Genomic DNA, 15,768 nt, shown 5'->3' with positions numbered 1-15,768 from the left:
TTCACCCCTTCTTTCACAATGAGTTTGGACACAGTCGTAGAAGACATTCGAGAAGAGGCCCACGCGCGTGCGGAGGACATCCGCGCCGAGGGCGAAGCGCGCGCCGAGGAGATCGAATCGGCCGCCGAGGAGGACGCGGAGGAGCTCCGTACGGAGGCCGAAGCGGAGGTCGAGCGCGAGATCGAGCAGCTTCGCGAACAGCGCCTCTCCAGTGCGAAGCTGGAGGCGAAACAGAAGCGCCTGGAGGCCCGACGCGACGTGCTCGGCGACGTCCGCGAGCAGGTCGAGGACGAACTCGCCGGCCTCGAGGGCGAGGAGCGCGAGGAGCTCACCCGCGACCTGCTCGAGGCCGCCAGCGACGAGTTCGACGAGGGCGACGACGTCAACGTCTACGGTCGTGCCGACGACCGAGCGCTCCTCGAGTCGATCGTCGACGACTACGACGGCTACGAGTACGCCGGCGAGTACGAGTGTCTCGGCGGCGTCGTCGTCGAGAGCGACCAGTCGCGAGTCCGGGTCAACAACACGTTCGACTCGGTGCTCGAGGACGTGTGGGAAGACAACCTCCGGGATATCAGCAACCGACTCTTCGAACAATGAGCGCAGGTGCCTCGAATCCGGAATACGTGAACGCTCGCGTGCGATCGCGGCGAGCGTCGCTGTTCGCGGACGAAGACTACCGCAAGCTGATCCGGATGGGGCCGAGCGAGATCGCGCGGTTCATGGAGGAGACCGAATACGAACGCGAGATCAACGAGCTCGGAACGCGGTTCTCGGGCGTCGATCTGATCGAGTTCGCCCTGAACCGCAATCTCGCCAAACACTTCGACGACCTGCTCGACTGGTCGGAGGGGCGACTCTACGACCTGATCGCTCGATACCTCCGGAAGTTCGACGTCTGGAACCTCAAGACGATCATCCGCGGGATCTACACCGATACCGATCCCGAGGAGATCCGGACGGACCTCATCCGCGCCGGCGAACTCGAGGATCGAACGATCGAACGGCTCCTCGAGGTCGACACGATCGAGGACGCCATCAAGGTGCTGTCGGGGACGATCTACGACGAGCCCCTCTCGGTGGCCTACGATGAGTTCGAGGAGAGCGGCGCGCTCGTTCCCCTCGAGAACGCCCTGGACAGGGCGTTCTACGAGAACCTGCTCGCAGATCTCGGAGAACCGAGCGAAGGACCGGAAGCGAAGTACGTCGAGTTCCTCGAGGCCGAGATCGACTTCCGGAACGCTCGCAACGCGTTGCGACTCGCACGCAGCGGCGCCGACCTCGACCCCGCGACCTACTACATCGAGGGCGGCGTGCTGTTCGACCGCTCGGATCTGAACCGGCTCGTCGGCGATTACGACGGGCTCGTCGACCACATCGCCGACAACCGCCGCTACGGCGACCGGCTCTCGGAGGCGCTCTCTCGCCTGCGGGAGGCTGACAGCCTTATCCAGTTCGAGCACGCACTAGACGCTGCGTTGCTCGAGTACGCGGACACCCTCTCGAGTATCCACCCGGTGTCCGTTTCGGCCGTGCTCTCGTACATCCTCGCGAAGGAGCGCGAGGTCGAGAACATCCGCGCGATCGCGCGCGGTCGCGAGGTCGGCCTCGACGAAACCGAGATCGAAGAGGAGCTGGTGATCCTATGAGTCAGGAAATCGCAGTCGTCGGCAGTCCGGAGTTCACCACCGGCTTTCGCCTCGCGGGAGTCCGGCGGTTCGAGAACGTCCCGGACGACGAGAAAGACGACCGACTGGACGACGCGGCGACGGCGGTTCTCGAGGACGACGGCGTCGGAATCGTCGTCATGCACGACGACGACCTCGAGTACCTGTCGCGCAACGTGCGCCAGGAAGTCGAGACGAGCGTCGAGCCGGTCGTCGTCACGATCGGGAGCGGAACCGGTGGCGGCGGACTGCGCGAGCAGATCAAACGCGCGATCGGGATCGACCTGATGGACGAGGACGAACAACAGTAAACTATGAGCCAGGCAGAAGACATCGAATCCGTCGACGAAGACGGTGTAATCGAAAGCGTGAGCGGTCCGGTCGTGACCGCCACGGACCTCGACGCCCGGATGAACGACGTCGTCTACGTCGGCGACGAAGGACTGATGGGCGAGGTCATCGAGATCGAAGGGAACCTGACCACGATTCAGGTCTACGAGGAAACCTCCGGCGTCGGCCCGGGCGAACCCGTCCAGAACACGGGCGAGCCCCTGAGCGTCGACCTCGGACCCGGCATGCTGGACTCCATCTACGACGGCGTCCAGCGCCCGCTCGACGTCCTCGAGGGGAAGATGGGGACGGCGTTCCTCGACCGCGGGGTCGACGCCCCGGGGATCGACCTCGAGAAGCAGTGGGAGTTCACTCCCGAGGTCGAGCCCGGTGACGAGGTCGAACCCGGCGACGTCGTCGGCGTCGTCGAGGAGACCGTCACCATCGACCACAAGGTCATGGTGCCGCCGGACTACGAGGGCGGCGAGGTCACCACCGTCGGTGACGGCGAGTTCACGGTCGAGGAGACCGTCGTCGAACTCGACAACGGCGAGGAGATCCAGATGCACCAGGAGTGGCCGGTCCGCGAAGCCCGGCCCGCCGGTGACAAGGAGACGCCGACCGAACCGCTGGTGACGGGCCAGCGCGTGCAGGACGGCCTGTTCCCGCTCGCGAAGGGCGGGACGGCGGCGATTCCCGGACCCTTCGGCTCCGGGAAGACCGTCACCCAGCAGCAACTCGCCAAGTGGTCCGACGCGGACATCGTCGTCTACATCGGCTGTGGCGAACGCGGCAACGAGATGACCGAGGTCATCGAGGACTTCCCGGAACTGCCCGACCCGCAGACCGGGAACCCGCTGATGGCCCGAACCTGCCTCATCGCCAACACGTCGAACATGCCCGTCGCGGCCCGCGAGTCGTGTATCTACACGGGCATCACGATCGCGGAGTACTACCGCGACATGGGCTACGACGTCGCGCTGATGGCCGACTCCACCTCCCGGTGGGCAGAGGCCATGCGCGAGATTTCGAGCCGACTCGAGGAGATGCCCGGCGAGGAGGGGTACCCCGCGTACCTCGCCGCGTCGCTCTCGGAGTTCTACGAGCGCGCCGGCAAGTTCCAGCTGATGAACGGTGACGAGGGATCGATCTCGGTCGTCGGCGCGGTTTCGCCGCCCGGCGGCGACTTCTCCGAGCCGGTTACCCAGAACACGCTGCGTATCGTCAAGACGTTCTGGGCGCTGGACGCCGACCTCGCGGAGCGTCGACACTTCCCCTCGATTAACTGGAACGAGTCCTACTCGCTGTACAAGGACCAGCTGGACCCGTGGTGGGAGAGCAACGTCGCGAGCGACTGGTCGGACATCCGCCAGTGGGCGGTCGACGTGCTCGACGAAGAGGACGAACTCCAGGAGATCGTTCAGCTCGTCGGCAAGGACGCGCTGCCGGAGGACCAGCAGCTGACCCTCGAGGTCGCGCGCTTCCTGCGTGAGGCGTGGCTCCAGCAGAACGCGCTCCACGACGTCGACACCTACTGCGAACCCGAGAAGACCTACCGGATGCTCGAGGCCATCAAGACGTTCAACGACGAGGCCTTCGAGGCGCTGGAGGCCGGCGTTCCGGTCGAGGAGATCACGGACGTCGACGCCACCCCGCGGCTCAACCGGATGGGCACCGCCGAGGAGTGGGAGTCGTTCATCGAGGAAATCGAGAACGACCTCCAGGAACAACTGCGAGCACTGTACTAACAATGAAAGAGTACCAGACAATCACGGAAATCAGCGGTCCGCTGGTGTTCGCCGAGGTCGACGAACCGGTCGGTTACGACGAGATCGTCGAGATCGAGACCGAGGACGGGCGGACGCTGCGCGGCCAGGTGCTGGAATCGAGCGAAGGGCTCGTCTCGATCCAGGTGTTCGAAGGGACGGGCGGGATCGACCGCAACGCCTCCGTTCGCTTCTTGGGCGAGACGATGAAGATGCCCGTCACCGAGGATCTGCTCGGGCGGGTGCTCGACGGCTCCGGGAACCCGATCGACGGCGGCCCGGAGATCGTCCCCGACGAACGACACGACATCGTCGGCAAAGCGATCAACCCCTACTCCCGGGAGTATCCCGAGGAGTTCATCCAGACCGGCGTCTCAGCCATCGACGGCATGAACACGCTGGTCCGCGGCCAGAAGCTGCCGATCTTCTCCGCGTCGGGGCTGCCCCACAACGAACTCGCGCTCCAGATCGCGCGACAGGCCACCGTGCCCGAGGAGGACGAGGGCGGCGACGGTGACGGCTCCGAGTTCGCCGTCGTCTTCGGTGCGATGGGGATCACCGCCGAAGAGGCCAACGAGTTCATGGACGACTTCGAGCGCACGGGCGCGCTCGAGCGCTCGGTCGTCTTCATGAACCTCGCGGACGACCCCGCAGTCGAGCGGCAGGTCACGCCGCGACTCGCCCTGACCACGGCCGAGTACCTGGCCTTCGAGAAGGACTACCACGTGCTGGTCATCCTGACGGACATGACCAACTACTGTGAGGCGCTGCGCGAAATCGGCGCCGCACGCGAGGAGGTCCCGGGCCGACGTGGCTACCCCGGCTACATGTACACCGACCTGGCGCAGCTCTACGAGCGCGCCGGTCGTATCGAGGGCAAGGAAGGGTCGGTCACCCAGATTCCGATCCTGACGATGCCCGGCGACGACGAGACCCACCCGATTCCGGACCTGACCGGCTACATCACCGAGGGCCAGATCATGATGGATCGGGACCTCAACAGTCAGGGGATCGAGCCGCCGGTTAACGTCCTGCCCAGCCTCTCGCGGCTGATGGACGACGGGATCGGCGAGGGCCTGACCCGCGCGGACCACGGCGACGTCTCCGACCAGATGTACGCCGCCTACGCGGAGGGTGAGGACCTGCGCGACCTCGTGAACATCGTCGGTCGCGAAGCCCTCTCCGAGCGCGACAACAAGTACCTCGACTTCGCCGACCGCTTCGAGGAGGAGTTCGTCCAGCAGGGGTACGACACCAACCGCTCGATCGACGAGACCCTCGAGCTCGGCTGGGACCTGCTCTCGATGCTCCCGAAGGCGGAGCTCAACCGGATCGACGAGGAGCTCATCGAGGAGCACTACCGCGAAGAGGAGCCGGAAGCCGTTCAGGCCGACTGAGTCCTCGATTGCGGTTTCGTTTTTTCGGTCGCTCGAGACGCGAGCCGCCGGTCCGTCGACCGGAACGAACGGATGCGAGTCGCGCTCGTTGATCCACTCGAGCGTGTGACACTGCGTCGACCGCTCACCCAGCGACGAAGCCGAGCGACGCCCGAGCCGAAGCGAAGCCGCTTCCGAACGTATCGATCGACGCCACAGTCCGGAACGAACCGAAATGAACTTAATTATCGTTAATGTCGTACGTCGCGTATGCACAAGCCACTGCTCGTGACGGACTTCCTCGATCGGGCGCGCACGCACTACGGAGACGAGGAGGCGGTCGTCGCGACCACGGGGGAACGGTACACCTACGACGAACTCGGGGAGCGCGCCGACCGGTTCTCGGCGGCGCTGCAGGAGCGGGGCATCGAGAAGGGTGACCGCGTCGCGGTGCTGGACCCGAACACGCACTACCACCTCGAGGCGGCCTACGGGAGCATGCAACTCGGCGCGGTGCACACGCCGCTGAACTATCGGCTGACGCCCGAGGACTTCTCGTACATGCTCGAGGACGCGGAGGTCGACGCCATCTACGCCGACTACGACTTCGCGGACAAGATCGAGCCGATCCGCGACGAGGTGCCGACGGAGACGTTCATCACGAACGACGCCGACGCCGTCGAGGGGGAGTGGGAGGAGTTCGACGACGTGCTCGAGGACGCGGGCACCGAGTACGACCGCCCCGAGATGGACGAGGACGAGATCATCACGATGAACTACACCTCGGGGACGACGGGCGATCCGAAGGGAGTCTGCCGAACGCACCGCTCGGAGACGCTCCACGCCTATCTGGTCACGGCCCACCAGGAGCTGCGGGACGACGACGTCTATCTCTGGACGCTACCGATGTTCCACGTCAACGGCTGGGGCCACATCTACGCCGTGACGGGGATCGGCGCGAAACACGTCTGCACCCGCGGCGTCGACGCCGGGGACATCTTCGAGGCGGTGCAGACGGAGGACATTTCGTACATGTGCGGTGCGCCGACGGTGCTGAACCTGCTGATCGACTACTACGAGGAACACGATCCGGAGACGACCGGAGCCAACGACGTTCGCATCGCAACTGCGGGGTCGGCCCCGCCGGAAGCGACGATTCGGACCGTCGAGGACGAGTTCGGTTGGTACCTCAAACACGTCTACGGCGCGACCGAGACGGGACCGCTGATCACCACTTCCGACGCGCGGCGCACGTTCGACGACGACGATTCGGACCGGTTCGCGATCAAGAAGCGCCAGGGACTGGGCTATCTGGGCACCGAGATCCGCGTCGTCGACGAGGACGGGAACGACGTCCCGCGCGACGACGCCTCGATCGGCGAGATCGTCGTCCGCGGCAACCAGGTCATGGAGAAGTACTGGAACAAGCCCGAGGAGACCGAGGAGGCGTTCAACGACCGCGTCGAGGGCTACTACCACACCGGCGACCTCGCCGTCGTCGACGAGCACGGGATGATCTCGATCCAGGACCGCAAGAAGGACATCATCATCTCGGGGGGCGAAAACATCTCGAGCATCGAACTCGAGGACACGCTGTTCGACCACCCCGAGGTCTCGGACGTGGCCGTCATTCCGGCCCCCAGCGAGGAGTGGGGTGAGACGCCGAAGGCCTTCGTCGTGCCGGGCAACGGCGATCCGGACGATCCGAGCGTGACCCGCGACGAACTCGTCGACTACACGCGCGACAATCTCGCGGGCTACAAGGTGGTCCGCGAGGTCGAGTTCGTCGAGGAACTGCCGACGACGGCGACCGGCAAGATCCAGAAGTACGAACTCCGCCAGGAGGAGTGGGAGGACGAGGATCGGATGGTCGGGCAGGGATAACGGGTTCGGTCACACCCCATTCGTCCGGGGGAACCCGGAATAGTCGCGCAGAACTAACTACCGCCACCGATCGTCGCGATCTGACTCGTCCGAGCGGGTTCCCCACTGCTCGTCTCGCTCCGTCGAGGATCGATCGTCGGTCCGTGACCGACGGTTGGGTTCCTCCTCGCGGTCGTCGGTAGCTGTGTTCGCGCTCGCAGTTGGATCGTCGCTCGAGTCGGCTCGCGACCGACCCCGACCAGCGCGTTCTTTTGCGATCCGCTCGGCTTCCGCACGGTCGACGACGGTCAGATCCGTCGTCTCGTTCTCGATCGCGACCCAGAGCGCCAGCGGGACGGCGATCGCGAACAGGAGGAAGACGATGACGACGGCGCCGGACATCACTGGTCGATCCGACGGGCCGCGAGCACAAAACATTTGGACTCTAACACGAATGCGGACGTATGAAAGGCGACGACCGCGGCTGTCCCAAGTGCGACCACACCGAGACGGAGATCGACGAGATCGCGACCAGCGGGACGGGACTGTCGAAGCTCTTCGACATACAGAATCGGCAGTTTATGGTCGTGAGCTGTACGGACTGTGGCTACTCGGAACTCTACCGCGGCCAGACGTCGGGGAACATGGTCGATCTCTTCCTCGGGTGATGTTCTCGAGTGCCGTCAGGAGTTCCTCGGTTTGTCTCGGCGTCCGGCTCAGACGGGACCCGACCCGTACCGAGGGGCGCCTCGTCGGCCGATACCCGCCAAAACTGTAAACAGTTATCCGACTGGGGGCGCAAACCCTCCACAAGATGGCCAAGGACGTCAAGCCCACCCGCAAGAACCTGATGGAGATCGAGGATCGGATCGAACTCTCCGAGCGGGGACACGGGACGCTCGAGAAGAAACGGGACGGGCTGATCATGGAGTTCATGGACATCCTGGACAAGGCCCAGGACGTCCGCGGGGACCTCGCACAGGACTACGAGGACGCCCAGAAGAAGATCAACATGGCCCGAGCCATGGAGGGCGACGTCGCCGTCCGCGGGGCCGCCGCCGCGCTCCAGGAACACCCCGAGATCACCACCGAATCGAAGAACATCATGGGCGTGGTCGTGCCCCAGATCGAGTCCTCGCGCGTCTCGAAGAGCTTAGATCAGCGCGGCTACGGGATCATGGGGACCTCCGCGCGCATCGACGAGGCCGCCGAGGCCTACGAGGACCTGCTGGAGAGCATCATCCTCGCCGCCGAGGTCGAGACGGCGATGAAGAAGATGCTCCGGGAGATCGAGACCACCAAGCGCCGCGTCAACGCCCTCGAGTTCAAACTCCTGCCCGACCTCTACGAAGGCCAGGAGTACATCGAGCAGAAACTCGAGGAGCAGGAACGCGAGGAGACCTTCCGCCTGAAGAAGATCAAGGAGAAGAAAGAGCAGGCCGAGAAGGAAGAGCGAGAGGCCGAGGAAGAAGCAGAAGACGAAGTGGCTCCCGAGGACGAGGGCGGAGACACGGCCGAACCCGACATGGAGCAGTCGACCGCGGGCGGCGTTCCGGGCGGCGACTGATCGCACTCGGTCCGCGAATCCGATACGACCATGGCCTGTACGGCATGTAGCTCACCGACGGTCGTCTTTTCGATTCCCGAGGAGTACCGCGAGCACGCGCCGGGTGAGTCGCCGGCCGGGACGCTCTGTACCCGCTGTTTGAACGTCGATCCCGAAGGCGCCGGCCCCCTCGAGGAACCGGACTTCACGCGGGTCAGCGACGCGTACCCCACCGACCCCGACGCCGCGGTCCCGTTCGCGCTCGCCGTGGACCTGTGTTCGTCGCTCGCGACGAACCGAGCCGCGATCGAGGACCTCCTCGAGGCCGTCGAACGCGCGGGAACCGATCCCCTGCTCGTACTCGATCGACTGCTCGACGATCCCGACGTCGAGCCGTACATCGACCTCGAGCGGCGGCGACACCAGCTCGAGCAACTGTTGTACTGATCGTCCGTAACTCCACGCCGCGGTTCCGATTCGTTCGGTAGTGTTCGGAGTTCGCCGTTCGATAGCAGCCCAGATCCGAGAGGGTTTGCGACTACAGATCACTCCGACGGGAAGCAGGCGTGCGGTGGCGCGCGCTGTCGACCGTGTCCGAGGAAAGCGAGGTGCGAACGAAGTGAGCACCTCGAAAGTGAACGGCGAACAGCGTGAGCCGTGAACGAAAACGAGGACCGGGCGACGACACTGCGCGAGGGATGAGTGAACGGAGTGAAACGAAGTGAGCGAATCGGTTGGGGAGGAGGAGGCGATTCCCAGTTGCCACGCTGAAGCAGTCGTTCCGTCCTCGGTGCGCTCGGCGCTACCGATCTCTTCGTCCCTCGGGAGAGTACCTCGAAGGGAACTCACGGTCGAACCACTGGTGATCCCGATCGCGGGAGTGGCGACTACTCGCGTCCGGTTCCTCGAGAAGCGGCGACGACGCTAGACGGCTACTTCGCGGTCGGCGTCACGTTGTCGCTGATCGCCTGCTTGACCTGTAGGGCGGCGCTGGCGGCCAGTCCCCGGGCCACTTCGTCGCGTTCGTCGGCGGAGATCACCGCGTCGCCGGCCGCGACCTCCTCGAGGTCGGGCGTGAAGCCGGCGCTGACGGCGTGCCCGATCGGCGGACGCACGGCGACGGTGACCTGCGGGCCGGTCATACTCTGGGAGACCTCGGAGTCGACGACGTATTCGTCGGGGAGGAAGTCGCGGGTTCGAGCGGCAATTCGGGAGACGTCGCGGTGGAGGGAGCGTTTCTGCGTCCGCGAGAGGTCCGGAACGTCCGCCGCGGCACGCTGACCAGCACCCGTTTCTCCCGGCAGCCCGGCGTACGGCGTATTTCCGTTCATGAGAAGTGTGTACTGGTAGCAACGCACCGACGCATCAAAAGGATTCGCTTTCGGGAAATCCCGACAATGCGTCAACAGATCGGCTCGCTCTCGCCGTAGACCGCGAGAACGACGGCGGTCGTGTGCGCCCCCGACTCGGCCTGCTGGCTCTCGACGGCCACCTGCGGGTCGGCGAACTGCCAGTCCCGGAGTTCCTGCCCGGCAGCCAGTCCCTCGCGGACGCGGCGTTCGACGTCGTCCCGATCCGTCTCGCCGGCCGTCTCGTAGAACAGCCCCGGACCCTCGGCCGATCGGGCCCACGCCAGCGCCGCGCTGACCCGTCCCGGCCCCGCGGTAGTGGCTCGAGCCTCGACGACGGTCAGTCGGTCGCCGACGGGGCCGAGGTCGGGCGCCGTTCCGACGGCCTCGACGTCGACGTCGGCCGGGATCACCGAGGAGACGGCGACCAGATTGTAGTTCTCGACGCCGGCGTCGGCGAGCGCGGCGTCGTAGGAGGCCATCGCTGTCGGCGCCGACGCGGACCCCCAGACGACTCGAATCGTGCTCATACCCGACCTCGGGGCCGGACGGCGTAAGGCGTTGCGATCCGGGAGTGACTCGAGAGAACTCGAAGTGACGAGAACGGAGTCAGTGGCCACGAGCGGCGCCCGAAGAACTGAGGGCGCCGCGAGTCGGGGGAGGGCAGGCGATCACACCGTTATCCACCGCGAGCGAGACCGAAGGCCGAGCGAGCGGGCCGACGACCGATGTGAGCGACTGTAAGGAGCGAACGGAGGAAGGAGTGCTTTTCATCGAAGCTAAGCGGGATCAAAGATCCCGCGAGGTCCAAAAGAGCGCTTCGCGCTCTTTTGAAGATTTTCCCGAGGGTGCGCCGCAGGCGCACCCGCAGAGCAAAAGTTCGTTACTGGTAGAAGTACCCGGGCGACGAAATGACGTCGCTCGAGTCGTCCTCTTCGATCTTCTCGAGGGCCTCCACGAAGTCCTGGTGGGTGACCTGATTGCGGTCGTTACGGATAGCGAACATGCCGGCCTCGGTGGAGAGGCTCTCGATTTCGGCGCCGGAGTAGCCCTCGGTGTCGTCCGCGAGGGCGGCGAAGTCGACGTCGTCGGCGACGTTCATGCCGCGGGTGTGGATCTCGAGGATCTGCTCGCGGCCGTCGCGGTCGGGTTCGGGCACCTCGATGAGGCGGTCGAACCGGCCGGGCCGGAGGATGGCGCGGTCGAGCATGTCGAAGCGGTTGGTGGCGGCGATGATGCGGATCTCGCCGCGGGCCTCGAAGCCGTCCATCTCCGAGAGCAGTTGCATCATCGTCCGCTGGACCTCGGCGTCGCCGGAGGTCTTGGACTCGGAGCGGCGGGTCGCGATGGCGTCGATCTCGTCGATGAAGATGATGGCGGGTTCGCGCTCGCGGGCCATCTCGAAGAGGTCGCGGACGAGCCGCGAGCCTTCCCCGATGAACTTGCGGACGAGCTCGGAGCCGGCCATCTTGATGAAGGTGGCGTCGGTCTCGTTGGCGACCGCTTTGGCGAGCATCGTCTTGCCCGTCCCCGGCGGGCCGTAGAGCAGGACGCCGCTGGGCGGTTCGATACCGACCTCGTCGAACAGTTCGGGTTCGGCCAGCGGCTGTTCGACGGCCTCGCGGACCTCCCGAACCTGCTCGTCGATCCCGCCGATATCGGCGTAGGTGACCTCGGGCCGCTCGGTGATCTCCATCGACTGGGCCCGCGCGTCGGTCTCGGCGTTGAGCACCGTCTGAATCGCGAAGGAGTCGTTGACGGCGACGCGGTCGCCGGGCTCGATCTGCTCGACGATCCGCGGCGAGACGTCGGTCAGCACCTCCTGGTTGTTCCCGTGCTGTTTGACGATAACCTCCTCGTTCTCGAGGACGTCCTCGACGGTGGCGATGTACAGCGAGGAGCTCTTGAGCGTCTCGTTTTCGCGCTCGATGCGGTCGACGCGCTCGCGGAGTTGTTCCCGGCGCTCGTCGGCGTCGTCCAGCTGTTCGGAAAGCTGTTCGTTGACGTCCACGAGATCCTGATAGTGATCGCGGAGCGCCTCGAGCCGCTCGTCGTCGGGGAGATCCGGATCGATATCGCGGTGAGGTCGGTCGGGGATAGACGGGCTTCGAGACATCCTGACGTACGCTGGTAAGTCCCCGACGATAAATGTGCCTTTGGGTCCCGGATGCTTTTCGAATCCCGCGAACGCTGGCTCAACCCTGCGATATGCGGTGTCTCAGAACTGGACACACGAGCGACGACGGCGACTCGAGCGGGCGTCTCGAGTCGACTCGAAACCGGACGGTTCGATGCCGCTTCGCTCGAGAGCGAGGAATCGGGCGAAGCGGCATCCGTCGGAAGTATCCGGACCGTCAGGCCGTCGCGCACCGCTCGAAACGGCCGATAGCGCGGCGGTACGAGAGACGCGCCGGAAAAAGCGAGACGGAACCGAGGGCGGAGGAGAGCGCGGATCGACTGCTCGAGTCGCCGGCCAACTCGAGTTACTCCATCAGCGCTTCCATCTCCTCGAGTCGCCGGCCGTACGTCTCCAGTGCCCGGTCGATCGGATCAGACGTACTCATGTCGACGTCGGCGATCCGCAGCAGTTCGAGCGGGTACTCGCGGGAGCCCCGCCGGAGGAACTCGAGGTAGTCCTCGGCGGCCTCCCGATTCGGTTCGCCGCCGGCGCCGTCGGGGAGCACGTTGTCGACGATGGCCAGCGCCGCGGAGATGCCGGTCGCGTACTGGTAGACGTAGAAGGCCCGGTAGAAGTGGGGGATGCGCATCCACTCGCGGGCGATGCGGTCGTCGACGACCGCGGGCTCGTAGTAGTCTTCCTTCAGGCCGCGGTAGAGTTCGTCGAGTCGGTCGGCCGTCAGCGGCTCGCCGTCCTCCTCGAGACGGTGTGTCTCGTGTTCGAACTCCGCGAACAGCGTCTGGCGGTAGAGCGTCGAGCGCACGCGCTCCAAGAACTCGTTCAAGACGTGTTTCTTGAACTCGGGATCGTCGACGGTCTCGAGGAGGTGGCTCGTCAGCAGGGCCTCGTTGACCGTACTCGCGACCTCCGCCACGAAGATCTCGTAGCTCGAGTAGACGAACGGCTGTTCCTCCTTGGTGAGCTCGGAGTGCATCGAGTGGCCGAGTTCGTGGGCCAGCGTGTACATCGAGGAGATGTCGTCCTGATAGTTCATCAGGATGAACGGCTGGGTGTCGTAGGTGCCGCCGGAGTAGGCCCCCGACTGCTTGCCCTCGTTCTCGTAGACATCGACCCAGCGGGACTCGAGTCCCTCGGCGACTCGCGACTGGTAGTCCTCGCCCAGCGGGGCCAGCGACTCGACGACGTACTCGGTGGCCTGGTCGTAGTCGAGGTCGGGCCCCTCGTCGCCCGTCAGGGGCATGTAGACGTCCCACATCTGCAGGTCGTCGACGTCCAGCGCTCGCTCCTTCAGTTCGGCGTGGCGGTGGAGTTTATCGATGTTGTCGTGGACGGTGTCGACGAGCGTGTCGTAGACGTCGACCGGCACGTTCGGGCCGTCGAGAGCCGCCTCGCGAGCCGTGTCGTAGTTTCGGGCCCGCGCGGTCTTCACGTCGGCCTTGACGCTGTTCTTGTAGGCCGAGGCGACGGTGTTTCGCATGGCCGACCACTCGTCGTAGTACTCCTCGTGGACCGTCTGCCGGAACTCGCGGTCGGGCCGCTTGAGCAGGTTGACGAAGTTGCTCTGGGTGATCTCGACGGCCTCGCCGTCGGGATCCTCGACGGTGGGGAACTCCATGTCCGCGTTCGCGAGCATGTTGTAGACCTCGCCCGTCGCCCCCGTGACCTCGCTCAGGTCGGCGAGCAGTTCCTCGACCTCCGCCGAGCGGGTGTGGGGTTTCATCCGGAGGACGTCGTCGACGTAGTGGTCGTAGGTCTCGAGGTCGGACTCCTCGTCGACCATCGCCTCGAACTCCTCGCGGGTCAGTTCCTGCAGTTCGGGATCGATGAACGACGCCGCGGACTGGGCGTCGGCGGCCAGCGACTGTGCCCGGGCCGTCAGCGCCTGGTACTGCTGGTTGGTCGTGTCCTCGTCGCGGCGCATGCGGGCGTAGGCGGCGACGGTCGATACCTCGCGCATGATCTCGTCGCGCAACTGGAGGACGTCGAGGAGCGTCTCGGCGTCGTCGGTGACCTGCCCCTCGTAGGCCGCGAGTTCGTCGACGCGCTCGGCGACCGCCTCGTAGGCGGCCTCCCAGTCGTCGTCGGTCGCGTAGATGCTCTCGAGGTCCCACGTATATTCCTCGTCGACCTCGGAGCGTTCGGGAACGGAACTCATACGACGCGTTTCGGAACGTAGGTGGTAAAGCGTATCGGACGGCGAACCGCCGGCAGTCGCGGGGTCGCGATCGGGCGAGAGCCGTCGGGCGAGTCGAACAGCCGCCACGCGCCGTCTCCGCCCGTGTATCGCCGCCCGGACACCTATCCCGTTCGAGCGAAAATCCGTGGCCATGGAGGCGGGAATCGACATCGACGAGCGACTCGAGCGGGCGCTCGGTCGCGCCTGGACCGACGACCGAGGCTGGGAGCTGGTGACGCGGTTGACCGAGCTCCCCCACCGCATGGGCGGCTCGTCCGGCGAGCGCCGGGCCGCCGAGATCGTCCGCGAAACGCTGTCCGACGCGGGCCTCGAGGGCGTGTCGATCCAGGAGTTTCCGATGCAGTACTGGGAGCGGGGGACGACGGAGTTCGCGGTGCTGCCGGCGGAGAGCGAGGCGGACGACGGATCGAACGCCGAGACGACCCCGCAGCGGTCGTTCGAGGCGATCGCGCTCCCGTACTCGCCGGCCGGCGACGTCGAGGGGCCGCTGGTCGACGTCGGCTACGGGACGCCCGAGGAACTCGCCGAGGCCGACCTGCAGGGGGCGATCGCGGTCGCCAGCACCACGACGCCGCGGGGGCAGCGGTTCGTCCACCGGATGGAGAAGTTCGGCCACGCCGTCGCCGCGGGCGCGGAGGCCTTCGTCTTCGCCAATCATATCCCCGGACAGCTGCCCCCGACGGGGGCGCTGAAGTTCGACGCCGAGGCGGCCGTCCCCGGCGTCGGCGTCAGCGCCGAAACGCACGACTGGCTGACCGACTACGCCGAGCGGGGGGCTCGCGCCCGGATCCGCGTCGACGCGTCGACGGAAGACGGCTCGAGTCAGAACGTTCACGGCACCCTTGGCCCGGACACCGACGACGAGGTGCTCGTCGTCGCCCACTACGACGCCCACGACATCACGGAAGGGGCGCTGGACAACGGCTGTGGGATCGCGACCGTCGCCGGCGCGACGGCGGTCCTCTCGGCCCTCGAGGCCGACCTCGACTGTCGGGTCCGGATCGCGGGCGTCGGCTGCGAGGAGATCGGCCTGCTGGGCGCCGAGGCGATGGCCGACGAACTGGCCCTCGAGTCGGTCCGCGCGGTGGTCAACGTCGACGGCGCGGGCCGGTTCCGAAACCTGCGGGCGCTCTCCCACGGGTCGGAGCCGCTCGAGGAACTGGCCGAAGACGTGACGACGGCGGCGGGCCAGCCGATCGTCCACGAGCCGGACCCTCACCCGTTCAGCGATCACTGGCCGTTCCTGCGGGCGGGCGTGCCGGCGCTACAACTCCACAGCGAGCCGCCGGAGGGCGGCGAGCGCGGCCGCGGCTGGGGGCACACGACGGCCGACACGCGCGATAAGGTGGACCGCCGAAACCTGCGCGAGCACGCCGTGCTGACGGCGCTGCTAGTCCGAGCGCTCACCCAGACCGAGGTGCCGCGGGTCGACGCGACGGTGCTCCAAGAGCGACTGCGAGAACAAGAGTACGAACCGGGGATGCGCGCCGCCGAGATCTGGCCCGATTCGTGGGACTGACCGAAACGGGGCTCC

At 66.0% G+C, this 15,768-nt stretch carries 15 protein-coding genes; 10 read left to right on the top strand and 5 right to left on the bottom strand.

The features are described from left to right. Positions 1-18 precede the first annotated feature (18 nt). From WD430_RS09625 to WD430_RS09600, 6 genes are all read left to right on the top strand, one after another. Complete coding sequence (locus tag WD430_RS09625) at positions 19-600, top strand: V-type ATP synthase subunit E (RefSeq protein WP_339102229.1); 582 nt, start codon at positions 19-21, stop codon at positions 598-600. Continuing rightward, entirely contained in the window at positions 597-1,649 is a 1,053-nt protein-coding gene (locus WD430_RS09620) for a V-type ATP synthase subunit C (protein ID WP_339102228.1), read from the top strand. Before WD430_RS09625 ends, WD430_RS09620 begins: the two co-directional genes overlap by 4 nt. Beyond that, the gene (locus WD430_RS09615; RefSeq protein WP_339102227.1) at positions 1,646-1,978 is read left to right on the top strand and encodes a V-type ATP synthase subunit F; all 333 of its coding nucleotides are present in this window, start codon (positions 1,646-1,648) and stop codon (positions 1,976-1,978) included. The genes WD430_RS09620 and WD430_RS09615 overlap by 4 nt, the downstream gene beginning before the upstream one ends. 3 nt (positions 1,979-1,981) lie before the next feature. After that, on the top strand, positions 1,982-3,745 hold the full coding sequence (locus WD430_RS09610) for an ATP synthase subunit A (RefSeq protein ID WP_339102226.1): 1,764 nt from the start codon (positions 1,982-1,984) through the stop codon (positions 3,743-3,745). Between the two features lie 2 nt (positions 3,746-3,747). Beyond that, positions 3,748-5,160 carry an ATP synthase subunit B gene (locus WD430_RS09605; protein ID WP_339102225.1) on the top strand — a complete coding sequence of 471 codons (1,413 nt, stop codon included), beginning with the start codon at positions 3,748-3,750 and terminating at the stop codon, positions 5,158-5,160. 249 nt (positions 5,161-5,409) lie between these two features. Next, on the top strand, positions 5,410-7,023 hold the full coding sequence (locus WD430_RS09600; protein WP_339102224.1) for a long-chain-fatty-acid--CoA ligase: 1,614 nt from the start codon (positions 5,410-5,412) through the stop codon (positions 7,021-7,023). Between the two features lie 57 nt (positions 7,024-7,080). Here the strand turns inward: WD430_RS09600 and WD430_RS09595 are convergent, their stop codons facing one another. Continuing rightward, positions 7,081-7,404: a hypothetical protein gene (locus WD430_RS09595; RefSeq protein ID WP_339102223.1), complete on the bottom strand. Its 324-nt coding sequence runs from the start codon at positions 7,402-7,404 to the stop codon at positions 7,081-7,083. Between the two features lie 62 nt (positions 7,405-7,466). Here WD430_RS09595 and WD430_RS09590 point away from each other — a divergent pair, with 62 nt between their 5' ends. From WD430_RS09590 to WD430_RS09580, 3 genes are all read left to right on the top strand, one after another. Then, positions 7,467-7,670, top strand: coding sequence for a zinc ribbon domain-containing protein (locus tag WD430_RS09590; RefSeq protein WP_339102222.1), 204 nt, complete (start codon positions 7,467-7,469; stop codon positions 7,668-7,670). Positions 7,671-7,816: 146 nt separating this feature from the next. Further along, positions 7,817-8,569: a V-type ATP synthase subunit D gene (locus WD430_RS09585; RefSeq protein WP_339102221.1), complete on the top strand. Its 753-nt coding sequence runs from the start codon at positions 7,817-7,819 to the stop codon at positions 8,567-8,569. 30 nt (positions 8,570-8,599) lie between these two features. After that, a complete protein-coding gene (locus tag WD430_RS09580) occupies positions 8,600-8,995 on the top strand; it encodes a DUF6276 family protein (RefSeq protein WP_339102220.1) in 396 nt (131 codons plus the stop codon). 485 nt (positions 8,996-9,480) lie between these two features. Here WD430_RS09580 and WD430_RS09575 read toward each other — a convergent pair whose 3' ends face one another. From WD430_RS09575 to pepF, 4 genes are all read right to left on the bottom strand, one after another. After that, positions 9,481-9,879, bottom strand: coding sequence for a DUF5811 family protein (locus WD430_RS09575; protein ID WP_339102219.1), 399 nt, complete (start codon positions 9,877-9,879; stop codon positions 9,481-9,483). 71 nt (positions 9,880-9,950) lie between these two features. Further along, positions 9,951-10,427, bottom strand: coding sequence for a pyruvoyl-dependent arginine decarboxylase (locus WD430_RS09570; protein WP_339102218.1), 477 nt, complete (start codon positions 10,425-10,427; stop codon positions 9,951-9,953). Positions 10,428-10,780: 353 nt separating this feature from the next. Then, entirely contained in the window at positions 10,781-12,013 is a 1,233-nt protein-coding gene (pan2, locus tag WD430_RS09565; protein ID WP_339102217.1) for a proteasome-activating nucleotidase Pan2, read from the bottom strand. A 367-nt stretch (positions 12,014-12,380) separates the two neighbouring features. After that, complete coding sequence (gene pepF, locus WD430_RS09560) at positions 12,381-14,192, bottom strand: oligoendopeptidase F (protein ID WP_339102216.1); 1,812 nt, start codon at positions 14,190-14,192, stop codon at positions 12,381-12,383. A 172-nt stretch (positions 14,193-14,364) separates the two neighbouring features. Here pepF and WD430_RS09555 point away from each other — a divergent pair, with 172 nt between their 5' ends. Next, positions 14,365-15,753, top strand: coding sequence for a M28 family metallopeptidase (locus tag WD430_RS09555; protein WP_339102215.1), 1,389 nt, complete (start codon positions 14,365-14,367; stop codon positions 15,751-15,753). Positions 15,754-15,768 lie beyond the last annotated feature (15 nt).

Source organism: Haloterrigena sp. KLK7 (genome assembly GCF_037914945.1).
GTDB lineage: Archaea > Halobacteriota > Halobacteria > Halobacteriales > Natrialbaceae > Haloterrigena > Haloterrigena salinisoli.
This window is presented reverse-complemented; position numbering and strand designations above follow the sequence as displayed.

What these genes read in the sequence shown, in the direction of transcription:
- WD430_RS09625 (WP_339102229.1), top strand. Translation starts at nt 19, where the DNA reads ATGAGTTTGGACACAGTCGTAGAAGACATTCGAGAAGAGGCCCACGCG.
- WD430_RS09620 (WP_339102228.1), top strand. Translation starts at nt 597, where the DNA reads ATGAGCGCAGGTGCCTCGAATCCGGAATACGTGAACGCTCGCGTGCGA.
- WD430_RS09615 (WP_339102227.1), top strand. Translation starts at nt 1,646, where the DNA reads ATGAGTCAGGAAATCGCAGTCGTCGGCAGTCCGGAGTTCACCACCGGC.
- WD430_RS09610 (WP_339102226.1), top strand. Translation starts at nt 1,982, where the DNA reads ATGAGCCAGGCAGAAGACATCGAATCCGTCGACGAAGACGGTGTAATC.
- WD430_RS09605 (WP_339102225.1), top strand. Translation starts at nt 3,748, where the DNA reads ATGAAAGAGTACCAGACAATCACGGAAATCAGCGGTCCGCTGGTGTTC.
- WD430_RS09600 (WP_339102224.1), top strand. Translation starts at nt 5,410, where the DNA reads ATGCACAAGCCACTGCTCGTGACGGACTTCCTCGATCGGGCGCGCACG.
- WD430_RS09595 (WP_339102223.1), bottom strand. Translation starts at nt 7,404, where the DNA reads ATGTCCGGCGCCGTCGTCATCGTCTTCCTCCTGTTCGCGATCGCCGTC.
- WD430_RS09590 (WP_339102222.1), top strand. Translation starts at nt 7,467, where the DNA reads ATGAAAGGCGACGACCGCGGCTGTCCCAAGTGCGACCACACCGAGACG.
- WD430_RS09585 (WP_339102221.1), top strand. Translation starts at nt 7,817, where the DNA reads ATGGCCAAGGACGTCAAGCCCACCCGCAAGAACCTGATGGAGATCGAG.
- WD430_RS09580 (WP_339102220.1), top strand. Translation starts at nt 8,600, where the DNA reads ATGGCCTGTACGGCATGTAGCTCACCGACGGTCGTCTTTTCGATTCCC.
- WD430_RS09575 (WP_339102219.1), bottom strand. Translation starts at nt 9,879, where the DNA reads ATGAACGGAAATACGCCGTACGCCGGGCTGCCGGGAGAAACGGGTGCT.
- WD430_RS09570 (WP_339102218.1), bottom strand. Translation starts at nt 10,427, where the DNA reads ATGAGCACGATTCGAGTCGTCTGGGGGTCCGCGTCGGCGCCGACAGCG.
- pan2 (WP_339102217.1), bottom strand. Translation starts at nt 12,013, where the DNA reads ATGTCTCGAAGCCCGTCTATCCCCGACCGACCTCACCGCGATATCGAT.
- pepF (WP_339102216.1), bottom strand. Translation starts at nt 14,192, where the DNA reads ATGAGTTCCGTTCCCGAACGCTCCGAGGTCGACGAGGAATATACGTGG.
- WD430_RS09555 (WP_339102215.1), top strand. Translation starts at nt 14,365, where the DNA reads ATGGAGGCGGGAATCGACATCGACGAGCGACTCGAGCGGGCGCTCGGT.